The organism is Leisingera sp. G5_S3_59_S7 (genome assembly GCF_054968485.1).
This window is the reverse complement of record NZ_JBQKUH010000013.1, coordinates 46,665-62,614: the sequence shown is the minus strand read 5'-3', so window position 1 is coordinate 62,614 and position 15,950 is coordinate 46,665. Positions and strand designations below refer to the sequence as shown.

The 15,950-nt window shown below is 64.6% G+C and carries 20 protein-coding genes and 1 tRNA gene; 7 read left to right on the top strand and 14 right to left on the bottom strand.

Going from position 1 to position 15,950, the window contains the following annotated elements; translation table 11 throughout:
* Nucleotides 1-9: 9 nt before the first annotated feature.
* A complete protein-coding gene (locus ACTRWG_RS08585; protein WP_027236983.1) occupies nt 10-741 on the bottom strand; it encodes an AraC family transcriptional regulator in 732 nt (243 codons plus the stop codon).
* A 117-nt stretch (nt 742-858) separates the two neighbouring features.
* Between ACTRWG_RS08585 and ACTRWG_RS08580 the strand changes: the two genes are divergently transcribed.
* Both ACTRWG_RS08580 and ACTRWG_RS08575 read left to right on the top strand, forming a co-directional pair.
* Nucleotides 859-1,395, top strand: a complete 537-nt coding sequence (locus ACTRWG_RS08580; RefSeq protein ID WP_027236982.1) for a peroxiredoxin-like family protein — start codon at nt 859-861, stop codon at nt 1,393-1,395.
* A 107-nt stretch (nt 1,396-1,502) separates the two neighbouring features.
* On the top strand, nt 1,503-1,754 hold the full coding sequence (locus ACTRWG_RS08575; protein ID WP_027236981.1) for a WGR domain-containing protein: 252 nt from the start codon (nt 1,503-1,505) through the stop codon (nt 1,752-1,754).
* 18 nt (nt 1,755-1,772) lie between these two features.
* Here the strand turns inward: ACTRWG_RS08575 and ACTRWG_RS08570 are convergent, their stop codons facing one another.
* On the bottom strand, nt 1,773-2,159 hold the full coding sequence (locus tag ACTRWG_RS08570) for a DUF2147 domain-containing protein (RefSeq protein ID WP_027236980.1): 387 nt from the start codon (nt 2,157-2,159) through the stop codon (nt 1,773-1,775).
* Between the two features lie 135 nt (nt 2,160-2,294).
* On the opposite strand from ACTRWG_RS08570, the gene hisA reads away from it, so the two are divergent.
* Together hisA and ACTRWG_RS08560 are read left to right on the top strand one after the other, a co-directional pair.
* Nucleotides 2,295-3,017 carry a 1-(5-phosphoribosyl)-5-[(5-phosphoribosylamino)methylideneamino]imidazole-4-carboxamide isomerase gene (hisA, locus tag ACTRWG_RS08565; RefSeq protein WP_027236979.1) on the top strand — a complete coding sequence of 241 codons (723 nt, stop codon included), beginning with the start codon at nt 2,295-2,297 and terminating at the stop codon, nt 3,015-3,017.
* A gap of 26 nt (nt 3,018-3,043) precedes the next feature.
* Nucleotides 3,044-3,331, top strand: coding sequence for a hypothetical protein (locus tag ACTRWG_RS08560; protein ID WP_027236978.1), 288 nt, complete (start codon nt 3,044-3,046; stop codon nt 3,329-3,331).
* A 2-nt stretch (nt 3,332-3,333) separates the two neighbouring features.
* Here the strand turns inward: ACTRWG_RS08560 and ACTRWG_RS08555 are convergent, their stop codons facing one another.
* Entirely contained in the window at nt 3,334-3,780 is a 447-nt protein-coding gene (locus ACTRWG_RS08555; RefSeq protein WP_027236977.1) for a DUF302 domain-containing protein, read from the bottom strand.
* Between the two features lie 211 nt (nt 3,781-3,991).
* Between ACTRWG_RS08555 and hisF the strand changes: the two genes are divergently transcribed.
* Nucleotides 3,992-4,753, top strand: coding sequence for an imidazole glycerol phosphate synthase subunit HisF (gene hisF / locus ACTRWG_RS08550; protein WP_027236976.1), 762 nt, complete (start codon nt 3,992-3,994; stop codon nt 4,751-4,753).
* 10 nt (nt 4,754-4,763) lie between these two features.
* Nucleotides 4,764-5,081, top strand: a complete 318-nt coding sequence (locus ACTRWG_RS08545; RefSeq protein ID WP_027236975.1) for a phosphoribosyl-ATP diphosphatase — start codon at nt 4,764-4,766, stop codon at nt 5,079-5,081.
* Between the two features lie 123 nt (nt 5,082-5,204).
* Here the strand turns inward: ACTRWG_RS08545 and ACTRWG_RS08540 are convergent, their stop codons facing one another.
* The 3 genes from ACTRWG_RS08540 to rlmB all read right to left on the bottom strand — a co-directional run bounded on the left by ACTRWG_RS08540 (nt 5,205) and on the right by rlmB (nt 7,227).
* Complete coding sequence (locus ACTRWG_RS08540) at nt 5,205-5,675, bottom strand: CoA-binding protein (protein ID WP_027236974.1); 471 nt, start codon at nt 5,673-5,675, stop codon at nt 5,205-5,207.
* A 206-nt stretch (nt 5,676-5,881) separates the two neighbouring features.
* On the bottom strand, nt 5,882-6,340 hold the full coding sequence (locus ACTRWG_RS08535; protein WP_259966910.1) for a YHS domain-containing (seleno)protein: 459 nt from the start codon (nt 6,338-6,340) through the stop codon (nt 5,882-5,884).
* A 110-nt stretch (nt 6,341-6,450) separates the two neighbouring features.
* Complete coding sequence (gene rlmB / locus ACTRWG_RS08530; protein WP_027236972.1) at nt 6,451-7,227, bottom strand: 23S rRNA (guanosine(2251)-2'-O)-methyltransferase RlmB; 777 nt, start codon at nt 7,225-7,227, stop codon at nt 6,451-6,453.
* 120 nt (nt 7,228-7,347) lie between these two features.
* On the opposite strand from rlmB, the gene ACTRWG_RS08525 reads away from it, so the two are divergent.
* Nucleotides 7,348-7,431, top strand: a tRNA-Tyr gene (locus ACTRWG_RS08525).
* 131 nt (nt 7,432-7,562) lie between these two features.
* On the opposite strand, the gene ACTRWG_RS08520 is transcribed toward ACTRWG_RS08525, so the two are convergent.
* The 8 genes from ACTRWG_RS08520 to ACTRWG_RS08485 form a co-directional block, all read right to left on the bottom strand.
* Nucleotides 7,563-8,081, bottom strand: a complete 519-nt coding sequence (locus ACTRWG_RS08520; protein WP_027236971.1) for a DUF2478 domain-containing protein — start codon at nt 8,079-8,081, stop codon at nt 7,563-7,565.
* Nucleotides 8,082-8,143: 62 nt separating this feature from the next.
* Nucleotides 8,144-8,806 carry an NnrU family protein gene (locus ACTRWG_RS08515; RefSeq protein ID WP_027236970.1) on the bottom strand — a complete coding sequence of 221 codons (663 nt, stop codon included), beginning with the start codon at nt 8,804-8,806 and terminating at the stop codon, nt 8,144-8,146.
* A gap of 123 nt (nt 8,807-8,929) precedes the next feature.
* Entirely contained in the window at nt 8,930-10,966 is a 2,037-nt protein-coding gene (locus ACTRWG_RS08510) for an ABC transporter permease (protein ID WP_036797462.1), read from the bottom strand.
* On the bottom strand, nt 10,966-12,018 hold the full coding sequence (locus ACTRWG_RS08505) for a quaternary amine ABC transporter ATP-binding protein (RefSeq protein WP_027236968.1): 1,053 nt from the start codon (nt 12,016-12,018) through the stop codon (nt 10,966-10,968). The genes ACTRWG_RS08510 and ACTRWG_RS08505 overlap by 1 nt, the downstream gene beginning before the upstream one ends.
* A 10-nt stretch (nt 12,019-12,028) precedes the next feature.
* On the bottom strand, nt 12,029-12,994 hold the full coding sequence (locus ACTRWG_RS08500) for an ABC transporter substrate-binding protein (protein ID WP_027236967.1): 966 nt from the start codon (nt 12,992-12,994) through the stop codon (nt 12,029-12,031).
* A gap of 398 nt (nt 12,995-13,392) precedes the next feature.
* Nucleotides 13,393-14,361 (bottom strand): ABC transporter substrate-binding protein, encoded by a 969-nt coding sequence (locus tag ACTRWG_RS08495; protein ID WP_027236966.1) that lies wholly within the window; start codon nt 14,359-14,361, stop codon nt 13,393-13,395.
* Nucleotides 14,362-14,543: 182 nt separating this feature from the next.
* Nucleotides 14,544-15,335, bottom strand: a complete 792-nt coding sequence (gene bioC / locus ACTRWG_RS08490) for a malonyl-ACP O-methyltransferase BioC (protein WP_027236965.1) — start codon at nt 15,333-15,335, stop codon at nt 14,544-14,546.
* Nucleotides 15,332-15,949, bottom strand: coding sequence for a pimeloyl-ACP methyl esterase BioG family protein (locus tag ACTRWG_RS08485; protein ID WP_027236964.1), 618 nt, complete (start codon nt 15,947-15,949; stop codon nt 15,332-15,334). Before ACTRWG_RS08485 ends, bioC begins: the two co-directional genes overlap by 4 nt.
* Nucleotide 15,950 lies beyond the last annotated feature (1 nt).

Below are 15,950 nucleotides of genomic sequence, written 5' to 3'. Positions count from 1 at the left end.
CTGCGGCGTTCAAGCAGCAGCGGTTCGCAAGGAGACCGGCGCGACGCCGTACGCCTTGCGGAAGGCGCGGGTGAAGCCTTCGGGGCTGGCGTAGGCGTAGCGGCGCGCCACAGCCTCCACCCGGTCGCCGCGCACGAGGTCCTGATGCGCCAGGATCAGGCGCCAGCGGCGCAGGTAGCCCATCGGGGTTTCGCCCACTTCCGCCGCGAACAGCTCCGCAAAGCGTGAGAGCGACAATCCCGCCTCCTGCGCCAGATCGGCGTTGGTCCAAAGGCGGCCGGGATGATCATGCATCGCCACGATGGCCCGGCTGAGGCGCGGATCCGCGAGACCGGCCAGCAGTCCCGGCTCAGTCGCGCCTTTCCGGATCTGGTTGCGCAGCAGGCGCACCATCAGAACCTCGCCCAGCCGGTTGATCACCGACTGCGCGCCGCAGTGCTGGCCCTCTGTTTCCTCCTGCATCAGCCGCACCAGGCCCTGCGCCTCGGGGTTTCCGGCGACGCCGTACTCCACCATCGGCGGCAAGGCGGCCAGAAACGGGTTGCTCTGCCCGGACCACTCCACCCGCGCGGACCACATGACCGTGCCAGGGTCCAGCCCCTCCAGCGCCGCTTTGGTGCAGTAGAGGATGCGCACCGGCGCGCCGGTGCCGTCAGCCACCGCGGCCAGATTGGCCTCCCCCGGCGCCGCGGCCTGTACTGCGAGCTGGAATCGGTCCATCAAGGTGGTGAGGCGGTCCATGACTTCCGGTGTTCCCATCAGGTTTTTCGGATTTATGAGACCTTAAACTGCGCGATACCTTTGAACAAGACCACCACTCACGCACCACCACTCACACCGTTCACAAGGACCCTGCCCATGCTGATTCCCCGCCAGAAAACCCCGGACCTGTCCCTGCCGACGCTGGACCACGGCCGGTTCGACCTGTCCTCTGAGACTGCCGAACGAGGCACAGTGATCTGCTTTTACCGCGGGCTGCACTGCCCGATCTGCGCGACCTACTTGAAGGAGTTCGAAAGGAAGGTTCCGGATTTTGCCGAGCGAGGCGTCAACTGCATCGCCATCAGCACCGACGGCGAGGAGCGCGCCCGCGCCATGGCGGACAAGATCGAGGCCAAGGAGCTGCGGTTCGGCTATGACCTGCCGCTGTCCGAGGCACGCGACTGGGGGCTCTATATCTCCACCTCGCGCGGCAAGACCTCGATCGGAATCGAGGAACCGGACCTGTTTGCGGAACCCGGCCTGTTCATGGTGACGCCGGAGCAGACGCTGTACTACGGCTCAGTCCAGACCATGCCGTTTGTGCGCCCGCATTTCGCGGAACTGGTGGCGGCGCTGGATTTCGCGATCCCCAACAACTACCCGGCGCGCGGCGAATACACCGGCGAGGTGTAAGCACCGCAACTGCCGCGGGGGCCGGTACAATTCACCTGTTTGAGCAATAGACAAGCGGTCCGCTTCGAGGCATACGGGGCGGACCTTTTGTCACTGCGGCCCCCTCCTTGCACATCCGTTTCGAGAAATACGACCACACCGAAGGCAAGCACCGCTATTGCCTGCTGAGCCTGACGCCGACGCTGTTCGGCGACTGGTGCGTTGAGCGTGTCTCGGGGCCGCTGAACGCGCCGGGCGGGGCGCAGAAGCGGACCTATTTCGCCGGTCACGCAGAGGCGCTGGCGATTTTTGAAGGGTTCCGGGACCGGCAGCTGAAGCGCGGCTATGCGCCGATCCCGGTGCAGCTGGGGCTGCTGTAAAGACAGCCCCTCAGCGGTTCACTTGATCCGGGTCCAGGTCTGCTTGGAGCAGATCAGCCCGCCCGCCACGCAGCCGCGCAAGGCAAGTCTGTTGCCCGTCACTGCCATCTTGCCGATGTAAATCTTGTCGTTGGACGGCCGCCAGACCTTGCCCTCGTATGAGCCATCGCCGTTCGGCACCATGTCGATCACCAGAGTCTTGCCGAGGTTCGGGGACTTGTATTCGCCCCCGCTGTTGAAGGTGCGGGCAATCTTGCCGCAGACCGCGGCGCCGCATTTCGCCATCTGGATATGGGCGTAGGAGCCGTCATCGGGTTCCGTTTTCCAGACACCGAGAACCGGATCCGCCGCAGCGGCCCCTGCCAAACCCAGAGCCAAGGCCATACCTGCCAATAGATGTTTCATTCCATTTCCTCCCTGTTTTTCAGGCAGCCTGTCCCTGATGCGGCGTTTGAGGCAAGGTTGACTTCGGGTCGCGTTGCAATCTGCCCTTACGTTGTGCAAAACACCGCCAGCTTGATTTCACGAAGGACCGCCCGGATGATCCTCTACCCCGCGATTGACCTCAAAGACGGCCAGGCCGTGCGCCTGCTGCATGGCGAGATGGACAAGACCACCGTGTTCAACGACAACCCCGCTGCGCAGGCGCTGGAGTTCGTCGAGGCGGGCTGCGAGTGGCTGCATCTGGTGGACCTCAACGGTGCCTTTGCCGGCGAGCCGGTGAACGCGGCCCCGGTTGAGGAGATCCTGAAGCAGACCAAGGTGCCCGCGCAGCTGGGCGGCGGCATCCGCGACATGGCCACCATCGAGCGCTGGATCGGCAAGGGTCTGGCGCGGGTCATCCTGGGCACCGTGGCGGTGGAGAACCCGGACCTGGTGCGCGAGGCGGCGCGGGAATTCCCCGGCAAGGTCGCGGTCGGCATCGACGCCCGCAATGGCAAGGTTGCCACCAAGGGCTGGGCCGAGGAGACCGACGTGATGGTCACCGACCTCGCCAAGTCGTTTGAGGACGCGGGCGTTGCCGCGATCATCTATACCGACATTCTGCGCGATGGCGCGATGAAGGGTCCGAATGTGGAGGCCACCGCTGATCTGGCCAATGCGGTCAGCATCCCTGTGATTGCCTCTGGCGGCGTGTCCTCTCTGGACGACCTCAGGGCGCTGAAATCCTGCGGCGCGCCGCTTAATGGCGCGATTTCTGGCCGGGCGCTCTATGATGGGGCCATAGACCTGAATGAGGCGCTGGCGGTTCTGAAGGCCTGACGTCGCGCCCGGCAATTGGAAACCTCATGCGCCTTGTCCGCAGACTCCTCGCGACACTGACTATAGGGCCCATCGTCCTGTGGCTGCTGTGCATTGCCGCGGTGATGCTGCTGGGGTTTGGCTTTGATTGCGAAATCCACGAAGGCTTTGCCAACCCCTGCGTGGTGCTGGGCCGCGACTTGGGAGAGGCGGCCTATACCCTGGGGGTCCTTGCCGCCTGGGGGCCGCTGATCTTTGGCCCGGTCTCCATGGGGGCCGGGCTGCTGTGGGGGCTGGCAATTGCGCTGTCACGCTATCTGGCAGCGCGGCGCTAAGCCTACTCGGCTGCTTTTGCGGTCAGCTTACCCAGGGCGCCCTGCATCTTGGCGATAAACGCCGCATCAGCCGGGATATCGAGGCCAGAGAGCATTTCACCTGGATCCTGATAAGTCAGCCAGACCTGGCCGTCCCCATCCTCATACGCCAGCACCTTGAGCGGCAGGTAGAGCCCCGCCCGCATGTCTGCCTGCATCGCCGGAGTGCCCAGCTTGGGGTTGCCGAAGATCAGCAACTGGGACGGATTCAGCTCCAGCGCCGCGTTTTGCGCGCCTGCGGCATGGTCCACACGCGCAAAGACGGTGGCGCCTGCGTTTTCAACCGCGGCCTGAAGCGCGTCGATGGTCTCACCAACGGATTTCTGGCTTTGCACGGTCACCAGTTCCGCGGCAGCCGGCAGTGCGGTGGCGAGGGCGATGGCTCCGGCGAGGAAAATGCTCTTTGTCATAACAGCTGCTCCAAATTCAGGGACATCTGATCATGATCGGGGCAACCGCTCCGGCCAGGCAATTCACAACTGCGAGACTGCTCGGTTCCGGCGGTTTCGCGCGGATCGCACCCGCGTCCCGGACCAAATCGCGCAGCCGCTGCCATATTTGTTGCGCTTGCCGCAGGCATTGCGTACCCACGGGGCCAAGCAGTTTGAAATGGACGGCATCATGCTGAAGACCCGTATCATTCCCTGTCTCGACGTCGCCGACGGGCGCGTGGTCAAGGGCGTCAACTTTGTCGGCCTGCGCGATGCGGGCGACCCGGTGGAATCGGCCAAGGCCTATGATGCGGCCGGCGCGGATGAGATCTGTTTCCTCGATATTCACGCGACCCATGAAAACCGCGGCACCATGTTCGATGTGGTGCAGCGCACCGCTGAGCAGTGCTTTGTGCCGCTGACGGTGGGCGGCGGGGTCCGGACCAAGGATGACGTGCGGGCGCTTCTGCTGGCAGGCGCCGACAAGGTCTCCTTCAACTCGGCCGCCGTGGCCAACCCGGACGTGATTGCCGAGGCCGCGGATCAGTTCGGCAGCCAGTGCATTGTCTGCGCCATCGACGCCAAAACGGTTGAGCCGGGCCGCTGGGAAATCTTCACCCACGGCGGGCGCAAGCCCACAGGCATTGACGCCGTGGAATTTGCCAAGCTGGTCACGGCCAAGGGCGCGGGGGAAATCCTGCTGACGTCTATGGACCGCGACGGCACCAAATCCGGTTTCAACCTGCCGCTGACCAAGGCGATTTCCGATGCCGTGGACGTGCCGGTGATCGCCTCGGGCGGTGTCGGCAATCTGGATCACCTGGTGGAGGGCGTGACCAAGGGTGGCGCAAGCGCGGTTCTGGCGGCCTCGATCTTTCACTTCGGCGAATACACCATCCAGGAAGCCAAGGAACACATGGCCGCCGCCGGCATCCCGATGCGGCTGAACTGAGGGGCATGCGATGAGCCTGCTGCACGATCTTGAAGCCACCATCCTGTCCCGCAAGGGCGCTGATCCGGACACCAGCTGGACCGCCAAGCTGCTGGCCAAAGGACCGGAAAAATGCGCCGAGAAATTCGGCGAGGAGGCCATTGAGGCCATCATTGAGGCGGTGAAGAATGACAAGGCCAAGCTCGCGTCCGAAGGGGCCGACGTGCTCTATCATTTCCTGGTGATGCTAGCCGCCCGCGACGTGGCGCTGGACGATGTGCTGCAGGTGCTGGCGGAACGCCAGGGCCTCAGCGGCATTGCCGAGAAGGCCGGGCGCCCCAAGGGCTGATCCTAAGCAGGGCTGCGCCTCTGGATGCGGGTCACGGGAGGCGCAGCGGCGCCGGGCCCAACCGTGACGGCCGTCCTGCAGGACGGCTGGAGCGGGCGGGAGCGCCCTGCCCTGCCGCAGGCGTCACAGTTTCGAGGAAATGATTCCGGTGGCAAAGCCGCCCATGCGCAGCTCGCCGAACAGGCGCTGGTATTCGATCTTGGGGCAACGGTTCTGGATCACGGTGACGCCGCGCGCCTCAGCCCTGGCGGCGGCCTCTGCGTGCGCGACTCCGATCTGCATCCAGATGGTCTGCAGCTTCGGAAACGCCTCCAGCGCCTCGTCCACAATCGGCGGCACCGCCTCGGAGCGGCGGAAGATGTCGACCATATCAACCGGCGCATCTATCTCAGACAGGCCTGCGCGCACCGTCTCGCCGAACAGCCGCTTGCCGGCATGGCCCGGGTTCACCGGGATCACCCGGTAGCCCTTCAGGCCCAAGTAGCGCGCCACGTAATAGCTGGGCCGCACCGGGTTCATCGAAACCCCGACCACAGCCACCACCTTGGTGCGCTGCAGGACCTTTTTCAGATGCTCGTCGCTGTAGTTTTCCATGCCGCGCACCCTAGCCTTGCGGTGCACCGGCGCAAAGCCGGATTCGCCGCCGTCCAAATAAAAAAGCGCCCGGATGAACCGGGCGCTAGGTATGGAACGAGGGACAGTGAAAAAGATCTGCGGTGGTTCCACTCCGCAGTCTGTATTGAATATGGGTCACAGTCAGAAAAATAAAAGCCCCCCTCGCGAAAACGTGAGGTGACGGGCTATTTGCGGAGAATCACCGGCCAGTGCAGCTGCGCCTGGGCAATCAACTCACCACGGCGGGCGGCCCAGGCTCCGTGGGCCTGTGGATTATTAAGCAAGTACAGCTCGCCGTCCACGATCGCCCAGAGCTGCGGGTCGCCGTCCAGCAGCCTGCCCTGGGACATTGCAAAGGCGCAATACCCGCCAAAGGCCGGCGCATAGGCGCGCGGGTTGGCTTCGAAACGGGCCTGGTTACGGGCCGAGGCAAAGCGCCACACGACCCCCTTCCACATCACCGCATTGCCGCGCCGCCCGGGCTCGGCGATGCCTTGTTCGAAAAACGCGACCGGATCATAGCCGCCAATAGCGACCCCTGCGCGAGAGGAGAACACAGCCGACTCCGCCCCATCCGCCCGGAGCGAACCGGGGAGCGATAGAAACATCGCCGCAACAGCCATAACCAGCAGGCGCAGAGCCACGTTTTTCTCCATTCACATACAGTCAGCAGCCCACCGACTCTGCCGCAGCGGCCTGCTGTTGCAAAGGGAGGATACGCAGATGTGATCACCCCGTGACGGGCCGGGCCCGCCTAGCGTGCAATCGAGGCGTAAAGCGCAATCGCCGCAGCATTGGACACGTTGAGAGAGCCGAATCCGCCTGCCGCATCAATCTTGACCAGCTGATCGACGGTCTCCTTGGTTTTCTGGCGCAGGCCCGGGCCCTCGGCCCCCAGCACCAGCGCGACCGGCAGGTGCTGCTTACCGTCCAGCGCGGTCTCGATGGTCGCTTCTGCCTCGCCGTCCAGGCCCAGCACGATAAAGCCCATGTTCTGCAGTTCGGAGATGGTGTCGGCCAGATTGCGCATCCGCAGGTAGGGCTGGCGTTCCAGCGCGCCGCTGGCGGTCTTGGCCAGCGCCCCCGTTTCGGGAGCCGAATGGTGGCGGGTGCCGATCACCGCGCTGGCGCCCAGCACCTCAGCCGAGCGCAGGATGGCGCCGACGTTATGGGGGTCAGTCACCCGGTCCAAGAGCAGCACCCGCGGGGCCTCGCGGCCAATGCAGTTTTCGGCCAGCCCGCCCCAGTTCAAGGGCTTCACCTCCAGCGCTGCGCCCTGGTGCACAGACTGCGGATCAATCGGCGGGTTGAACTTGCGCGGGTCGATCACCTCGGCCTCAATACCGGAGTCTTCAATGGCGTCTGCCAGCTTTGCCTGAGCGTTCATCGTCACCATCAGGCGCAGTTTTTCCCGCTTGGGATTGAGCAGCGCATCGCGCACCGCGTGCAGCCCGAACAGCCACACGGTTTCCGCTGAGGCGGCCTTTTTGGCCTGCTCTTTTTCGACGACCCATTTGGGTTTCTTGGACATTTTGCTCTCCGGCAGAAAGAATTTTCGAGGCGTGCGAAAAACTTGCGATTTTCCTGTTGACGCCCGTTTGGCCTGCTAGTAATCACGCCTCCACATCAGGTGCAACACGCAACTGACAGTGGGCGACAGGCCGCAAGGTGTGGCAGGGGACTGTAACTCCCTCGCGGAGACGCACGCCTGGTTCGATTCCAGGGTCGCCCACCATCTTCTCTTTTTTCAGATCAGACGATGGTGGTTCAGCAGCAGGCTGAACAGGCCGCACGCTGTGGCACGCTGCAAAAAGCCCGCGTGAACTGCGCGGGCTTTCCGTTTGATTAGAAAAGGCAATCCGCCGGTCAGGCAGTTTCGGCCACGGCCTGTTCTGCCCATTCGGCCAGCGCGTCCAGATCCGGGCCCGCCGCCACCGCCATACCATCTGCAAAGGCCTGGAACGGCTCCACGTTCATCTTGTTGACGCCGGAAATCACCGGGATGCCCAGCGCCAGGGCCTCGCCGATGATAGGGCGCATGCCGCGCCCATCGGCCTCGTGCTTGCCGAATTTGTTGACGATCAGCAGCTGCGGCGCCGGCTCCGATTGCAGCGATGCAGAGACCTGCCCCACCGCCTGTTCCAGCGCCTCAGGGTTCAGGCGGCAGCCGCGGGCGCCTGCGCCCAGCGATTGCGAGATGCGGATGGTTTCACCGTCCGGCAGCACCCGCACATCCATATCGCAGAGCTCCTTGTCATAGCATTCCACGTTGGTCTGCACGATGCCTGCCAGGCGAAGGCCCTTGGCCTGCAGCCGTTCGGCCAGTTCGCTCAGCAGGCGGTCGGTGGCGCCGCGCTCTTCGGTCATCACATAGGCCAGGTGCATCGGTCTAAATCTCCAGTGTCGTCAGATTTCATAGGTGGTCATGCGGCGTCCGGGGTCAACCCCTACCAGGGCAGCGGGGAGTAGCCGATGACCGGTGCGTGCAGGATCAGGAGCGCCAGGAAAACCGCTGCCGCGAGCCCGGCCTCAGCGGCCGCGGGCCGCAAGCGGGCGGGGTTCAGCCGCGCGGTGTTGCGGCTGAGGCGGTTCCATTCCCCTTGCCCCATCTGGCGCTGCTTGCGTCTGTCGATCAGCACCATGCCGATCCAGGCAAAGCCCGCGAACAGCCCGAACAGGATCACATGCGCCAGGTCGCCATTGGCCAACAGATGCGCCCCGGCCCAGAGCGCCATTGCCGCCAGCAGCGGATGGCGGCTGACGGCCAGAATGCCGGGGTCAGCCGGATCAAAGGCGCGCAGCCCCAACCCGCCAAAGCTGAACGGATTCTGCCGCATCATCCCCGCGACCGCCAGCAGGCAGGCCAGAGGCATCACCAGCAAAGGCACCCAGCGGAACCCCTCCCAATAGGGCAGCACACCTACGTAAGGCGCACGGGCGGCGGCCACGACCAGCCAGGCCAGGATCGCAAGCGACAACAGGCTGTAGGCAATGATGTAGCCGCGCAGCCCCATGCGGCTGACCAGCCAAGGCCGCACCGGCGGGCGCACGGGAATGGCGTGGCTGGCCAGGAACAGCATCAGCGCGGCGGTGAATTCAAGCCAGCCCATGGGGTTTCTCCGGATATATATCAGTCTTGCGTGCAGCTATAGGCGGGCGGGCAGTATAAAACGTTGCCCCAGATCAAAAAAGGGCGCCGCTGGGGCGCCCTTCTTTAAGGGTTTTCAGGATCGCTACAGACCCAGCGCCTTGCGCCGCTCCTCTGCAAAACCCTGCACCATGCGGTCGGCAATCAAGGCAAGGATCGCCATCGCCGCGCCGGCGGAGATGCCCAGCCCCACGTCCGCCTGCCCCAGCGCCAGGTAGATCGACTGGCCCAGGCCAGTGGTGCCGATCAGCGCCGCAATCACCAGCATCGCAAAGGCATAGAGAATGGTCTGGTTGAGCCCCAAGAGGATCGACGGCGCCGCATAAGGCGCGCGGATGTCCTTGAGCATCTGCCACGTGGTTGCGCCAGAGGCGGTGGCTGCTTCGATCATCTCATCCGGTGTCGAGACCAGCCCGTGCCGGGTGTAACGGATCATCGGGACGATGGCATAGGCGATGATCGCCAGGAAGGCGGAGAACTCGCCGATCTGGAACACCATCAGCACAGGGATCAGGAACACGAACAGCGGGATCGTCTGCAGCATGTCACAGACCGGCCGCACCACGCGCCAGACACCGGGTGACACCGCAGAGGCCAGGCCAACCGCTCCGCCCAGCACCGCGCAGGCAAAGACCGCAGCGCCGGAGAGGTAGAGCGACAAGAGCGCCCGTTCCCACAGGCCGGAGAGAAGGATGGTCCCCAAGAGCACCACAGTAAGGATTGCCAGCCCGCGCCCGCCTGCGACCCAGGCCAAGGCCCCTGCCCCGGCGAGCACAAAGGGCCAAGGCAACTGCGAGATGCCGGTTTCCAGCATTCCGGCGGCAATCAGCAGCATCACGCCCAGCGCAATTTGGCCGCGCAGGGCAAAAACCACCGCCGCCGCAGCGCCTGCTGCAAACAGCCCCAGGCTCATCACCGGGGTCCAGGCAAAGCCCCAGGTGAAGGGCAGCACAGCCTGATCCAATCCGATCCGCAGCGGCAGCAGCACGTAGAACAGCACGTTGTTTTTCAGCGCTGTCAGAACCTCCGCATTGGCGCTGGTGAAGGCCGACAGCCCCCGGTCGACGCTATCCGCGACCGGGTTGAACAGGGCATAGGTGCCGGGCTGCTGAAGCTGGCTCCAAAAGATTGCGCTTACTGCCGCGCCCAGTGCCAGAATGCCCCAGGCAACGCGCGGGTCGTGTCTGTTGCGCCGGTCCTGAGTCAGGGTGCCACTCATCCGGTCGATCAGGATCGCGAAGATCACGATTACCAGACCGGCCAGCAGGCTTTGCCCGAACTGCGCCTTGCGCATGGTCAAGAGGACCTCCCAGCCGATGTCGTCAAAGCCGCCGATCACGGCCGCAATGATCACCATCGACAAAGCCGCCATCAGGCATTGGTTGACACCCACCATGATCTGCTGCCCGGCCGAGGGGATCTCGCACTGGAACAACTGCTGCAGGCGGGTGCCGCCGGACATGACGGCGGCTTCCTTGATCTCAGGCTCCACCCGCTCCAACCCCAACAGCACGTTGCGCGCCATTGGCGGGGCGGCATAAATGGCCGAGGCGATGAGGCCGACCACCGGGCCAAAGCCGAACAGCACCAGCAGCGGCGTCAGGTAGGCAAAGGTCGGCACCGTCTGCATGATATCCAGCACCGCCTGCACCGGCTGGCGGATCCTGGGGTATTCATTGGCGAGGATACCGATGCCGCCGCCGATGATCAGCGCCAGCGGCACTGAGACGGCAACCAGCGCCAGGGTGTTCATGCTTTCGGGCCAATAGCCCGACGCCAGCACAAAGCCGAGGCCAACCACAGCCATCAGCGCCATGCGCACGCCGCCCAGCATCCAGGCCAGCGCCGTGGTGGCGCAAATGACCAGAGGCCAGGGCGTGTGGCTCAGCACATAATTGGCGGCCTCCATAGGGTAGAACATCAGCGCCGAGAAACTGCGCGCCGCAGGTTTGATCAGCGCCAGAAACCATTCCATGGCGGCCCCGACCCAATCGGTTGCGGGCAGCACCCAGGCGGCCGGGAATTTCACCAGCCACGGCAGGCTGCTTTCCAGCAGAAGGCATAGGGCGCCTACCGCCGCTGCGATCAGCGCCGCAATGGAGCCTTTCGAAAGACCCGCCATCACTCTTGCTCCACCTGCAGGGCCGCGGCCAGATCCGCAGGGTTCACCACGCCGACCAGCTTGCCGTCATCCGTGCGGACCGGCACAGGCTCGTACAGCTCCATGCAGCGCGCAAGGGCTGCATCCAGCGTCATGTCCTGGCGCAGGCCGGGATCGTCGGCGCCGTAAACATGGTGTTCGCCCGGCTGCATCACCGAGGACACATGCGCGTGCTGGCCCTTGGCCACGTCCTTGGAAAACTCGCGCACGTAGTCATCGACCGGGCGCAGCACGATGTCGGCGGGTGTGCCGATCTGCACGACCTTGCCGTCGCGCATGATGGCGATGCGGTCAGCCAGTTTCAGCGCCTCGTTGATGTCATGGGTGATGAAAACGATGGTGGTCTTCAGCTTGGCCTGGATCTCCAGGAACTCATCCTGCAGCTGCCGCCGGATCAGCGGGTCCAGCGCCGAGAACGGCTCATCCAGGAACCAGACCGAGCAATCCGCCACCAGCGAGCGGGCGATGCCGACGCGCTGGCGCTGGCCGCCGGAGAGTTCGCGCGGGTAGTTCTTTTCGCGCCCGCCGAGGCCGACCAGTTCGATGACTTCCTGCGCCTTGGCAAGGCGCTGCTTCTTCTTCACCCCCTGCACCCGCAGCGGGTAGGCGACGTTGTCGGCTACGGTCATATGCGGGAACAGGCCGAAGTGCTGGAACACCATGCCCAGCTTCTTGCGGCGCAGCTCGATCAGCCGCTTGGGGCTGGCCTCGACGATGTTCTCGCCATCGATACGGATTTCGCCGCCGGTGGCGTGCAGCAGGTGCGAGATGCAGCGGATCAGGGTCGACTTGCCGGAGCCCGACAGCCCCATGATCACGAACAGCTCCCCCTCCTTCACGTCAAAGGAGGCGTCCTGCACCGCCGGAATCAGCCCCTTGGAGCGCAGATCCTGAGCTGCCGCTTCGGGTGTTTCGTGCCGCGACAGCGCCTCCTTCAAGGCGCTGCCTGCATTGTTGCCAAACACTTGCCAGACATTCCGGCAGGTGATGGCAGGCGTTTCAGAGCCGCTCACTGGGCAAGGCTCAGTTGGTGGCGGCGTCGACAACCGGGCGCCACTTGTCCTCGTTGGCGGCCATCCATTCGGCAACCACCTCTTCGACCTTGCCGCCGTCCACATCGACCGCGCCCATCATCGGCTGCTGGTCTTCCACGGCCAGGGTGTAGTTCGACAGGATTTCATAGGCTGCGGGCCAGGTTTCCTCCATCCCGGACCAGGCGGCCTTGAAGATGCGGGAAGGCGAGAAGTCGCAGTCGTTCACCGCATCGGGGTTCGGGCCCCAAGCCGGATCGCTGAAACAGGCGTCCTCGCCCGGCGGCAGGTCGACGAACTTGACGTCATAGGCGGACATCGCCCAATGCGGCTGCCAGAAGGTGATCAGCAGCGGCGTCTTGCGCTCGGTCGCGGCGCGCAGCTCGACGATCAGCGCCGCCTCGGAGCCAGCAGGCACAGCCTTGAACGGCAGCCCCAGACCGGTCATGCGGTCCGCACCCGGCGTGCCCCAGTCAGCGGGGTAGTCCACCAGGCGGCCTTCGGGCAGGGTTTCGGCGGTGGCGAACTGCATCGCGCAGTCTTTCAGCGCTTCCCAGGCCGGCAGGCCGGGGCAGATCTCCGCCACATGCGCCGGATAGGCGATGCCTTCACGGGCGTTCAGCTCCAGGTCGCCCAGCTCCACCACGGTGCCTTCTTCGATCTTCTTGGCGTATTCGTCGGAAACGTTGGAGGACCAGATTTCCAGCGTCGCGTGGATGTCGCCATCGGCAATCGCCTGGAACTGGTTCATCATGCCCGCAGAGACATATTCGACGTCATAGCCTGCAGCCTTGAGCATCTCGCCCGCGATGTGGGTGGTCACGTGCTGGCCGGTCCATTCGTTCACCGCCAGCTTGATCGGCTTGCTGGTGTCGCCCAGTTCAGCGGCCGAGGCGATGCCCGCAGCCACAGTCATCGCGGCTGCGCCCAGTGCCAGCGCATATCCTTTGAAAGTCATCTCAATACTCCCTGTCATTATCCTTTTGCGCCGCCTGTTTCCGGCTGTGGCGCGTCTTTTGGAACCCGACGGTTCATGGCACCTGACTGGCATTTCAGCCGGCCGTGTTTCTGTCAGCGGCGCCCATGAGCCAAGTGTGGCCGGGGATAATGCAAGTATTGGAACATATTACGACACTTTGTCGAGCAATTGCGTCGCAAACGGCAAAATATTTTGATTGACGGTTCAAGTTTTTGTGCAAACACACAAGTTCCGGAATCACTTTCCCCGCCCTCGCCGGGCTTACGCGGCGGCGCATCCAGGCACAAGCCGCAAGGCTGAATGCGAAAACAGCGCCCCGCATCGCAGAGGCGCTGTTCCGAAGATTTAATCACCAAATTGCCTGGCTGCCCCCGCGATCAGGAACGGCCCTTGCCGGTGGCCTCCTCGACCGTTGGCATCCACTTGGCGCGGTTCACCGCCAGCCAGCCGCGGGCCGCGCCCTGGACGGTCTCGCCCCGCACATCCACCAGCCCGATCAGCGGCTGCTGGTCCCAGATGCTCAGCTCGTAGTTCTTGAGGATTTCATGGGCTGCGGGCCAGCGGCCCTTGAAGCCGGACCAGCTGGCCTTGACCACGCCGCCGCGGGCAAAGTCGCAATCGCCGGTGGCCTTTGGGTTCGGCCCCCAAGACGGGTCGCTGTAGCAGGCCGGCTCCGGCTTGGGCAACCGCACGAATTGCAGCGCATAAGATGACATCGCCCAGTGCGGTGCCCAGAAGGTGGCGATCACCGGGCGCTTGTCCTTGTAGGCCTGCTGGAACTCCTCGATCATCGCCGCCTCGGACTCGGCCGCGACCACGTCAAACGGCAGATCCAGCGCCCGGATCCGGTCCGCCCCGGGCGAGCCCCAGGATTCCGGATAGGCCAGGTAGCGCCCGCGCTTGCCGTTGCCGTCTTCGGAGAAGATGCTGGCACACTCACGCAACGCTTCCCAGTTGGGCAGCCCCGGGCACATCTGCGCCACATAGGGCGGGTAAACCACGCCGTTGCGTGCATCCAGCCCCAGGTCGCCCAGTTCTTCTACCCGGCCAGCCTCCCGCGCTGCGATGTATTCGTCGGGATTGCTGGTAGTCCAGATCTCCACCATGGCATGCAGCTCGCCAGTGGCAATCTGCTCGTACAAGGCGCCCTGATCCGCCTCGACATATTCGACCGTATAGCCTGCCTCCTCCAGCATCCCGCCCGCGATATAGGTCGACAGGCGCTGGCCGGTCCAATTGTTCAGCGACAGGCGGATGGGCGTTTCCACATCCCCCATATCGGCCGCTTCAACGGCCCCCGAAACTGCCAGCGCCGCCAGCGCTGCCGTAAACGCTTTGACTTTCATTGGCGTCACTCCCGTACTGCCAGTCTTCCCACGTGCCGCGCGCAGGCGCAGCTCAGGGTCCGGCATAACAGGGGGACATTGACAAAGATTAACGCTGCGGCGGGGCGGCTTCGCGAAAGAATAGAAAAAAGCCTAAAACTTGCTTCAAGCGCGCATCGCGCCGCGGGAACAGCGCCAACCGGTCAGGCGGTGCGCCGGGCCACCAGCAGCACCGGATCATAGGTCAGCGGCAGCTTTCCATCGCAGCCGAACCGCGCCCGGTAAGCGTCCTCAAAGTCGCGCAGATGCCGGCGGGACCAGCTTTGCTGGGCATGGCCGTTGACGCCGGTCTGGCGCAAATGCCGCAGCAGCGCCAGCGCGCTGTCGAATTCCAGCACCACCGGCGCCTGTTTGACCGCCAGCAGATCCAGGCATTGCGGCAGCACCGGCCGCCACTCCGCGGCATCCAGGTAGCTGGGCGCGGCGGCCGCGGAGCCCAACGCCGCCAGCTCGCGAAACTGCCCGCGCCCGAAGCCCGAAAGCGCCAGCCATCCGCCGGGCTTCAGCCGTGCCGCCAGCCGCGCCGTCAGCGCCGGCAGGTCCGGAATCCATTGCACGGTGGAGGCCGAGGCGATCAGATCCAGCCCGTGCGGCAGCGGCAGGCTTTCGACCGGCCCGGCTTTGAACCGGGCCTGAACCGGCGCAGCGCCCCCGAAATCCTGCAAGGCGGACGCCGCTTCCGGCACCAGATCGTTCAGCAGCAGGCTGCCAATTTCGAACCGCTGCACCAGCTGCCGGGTCAGGTGGCCGGTGCCGCAGCCGAATTCCAAAGCAGTCTCGAATTGCCCGGGCGCGCCCTGGGCCTGCAGCAAGTCTGCCAGCCGTGCGGCAATATCCGCCTGCACCGAGGCGGTGCGGTGATAGCTTTGCAGCCCGCGGCGGAAGCTTTGCCGGACCCGCGACTGGTCCAGCTGAGGAGGCGTCATGTCTTTCATTGCAACAGCGCCTCCCACGCCGCGAACTGGCCGAATGGCGCGTGCGGCGCGTCGATCAGGCTGACTGCCTGCCCCGCCCAGGCCCGTTCCAGGTTGGCGGGCGGAAAAATCTTGTCGCCGGTGCTGATCCAGACCCGGTCGAACCGCGTTTGCGGAGCGTCGCCGCGCCGCTCCACTGCCAGCAGCTCAGCCCGGAGCGCGTCCGCATCCAGCGGCTCAGGGGGCTGAGGCTGCCCGAAGACGCGCGTCAGGAAGCTCTGAAAGCTTTCCAGGCTCAGCGTCTCAGCCGTTTTGCGGAAGACCGCGGGCGGAATGCCCGCGCTGCGGTTCACCGGTTTCAGGCTGCCGTTCACCGCCACCTTGCGCTGGAACGGATCCGGCCGCCCCTGCTGCCAGTGTGCATAGGCCGCCACGCCGAACGACCACGCCAGCAGGCTGATCCGTTCATAGCCCGACAGGTCCGGCAGCTCCGCGTTCAGATCGCTGTAACCGCTGGCAAACAGGATGTCCTGCGGGCCATCCAGATGCCAGAACACCTCTGGCCCCACAGCCCAGCCGCCAAAGACCACGATGGCCTCGGCTGCGCTGTTGTGTTTGAGCCAGCGGAATTCCATG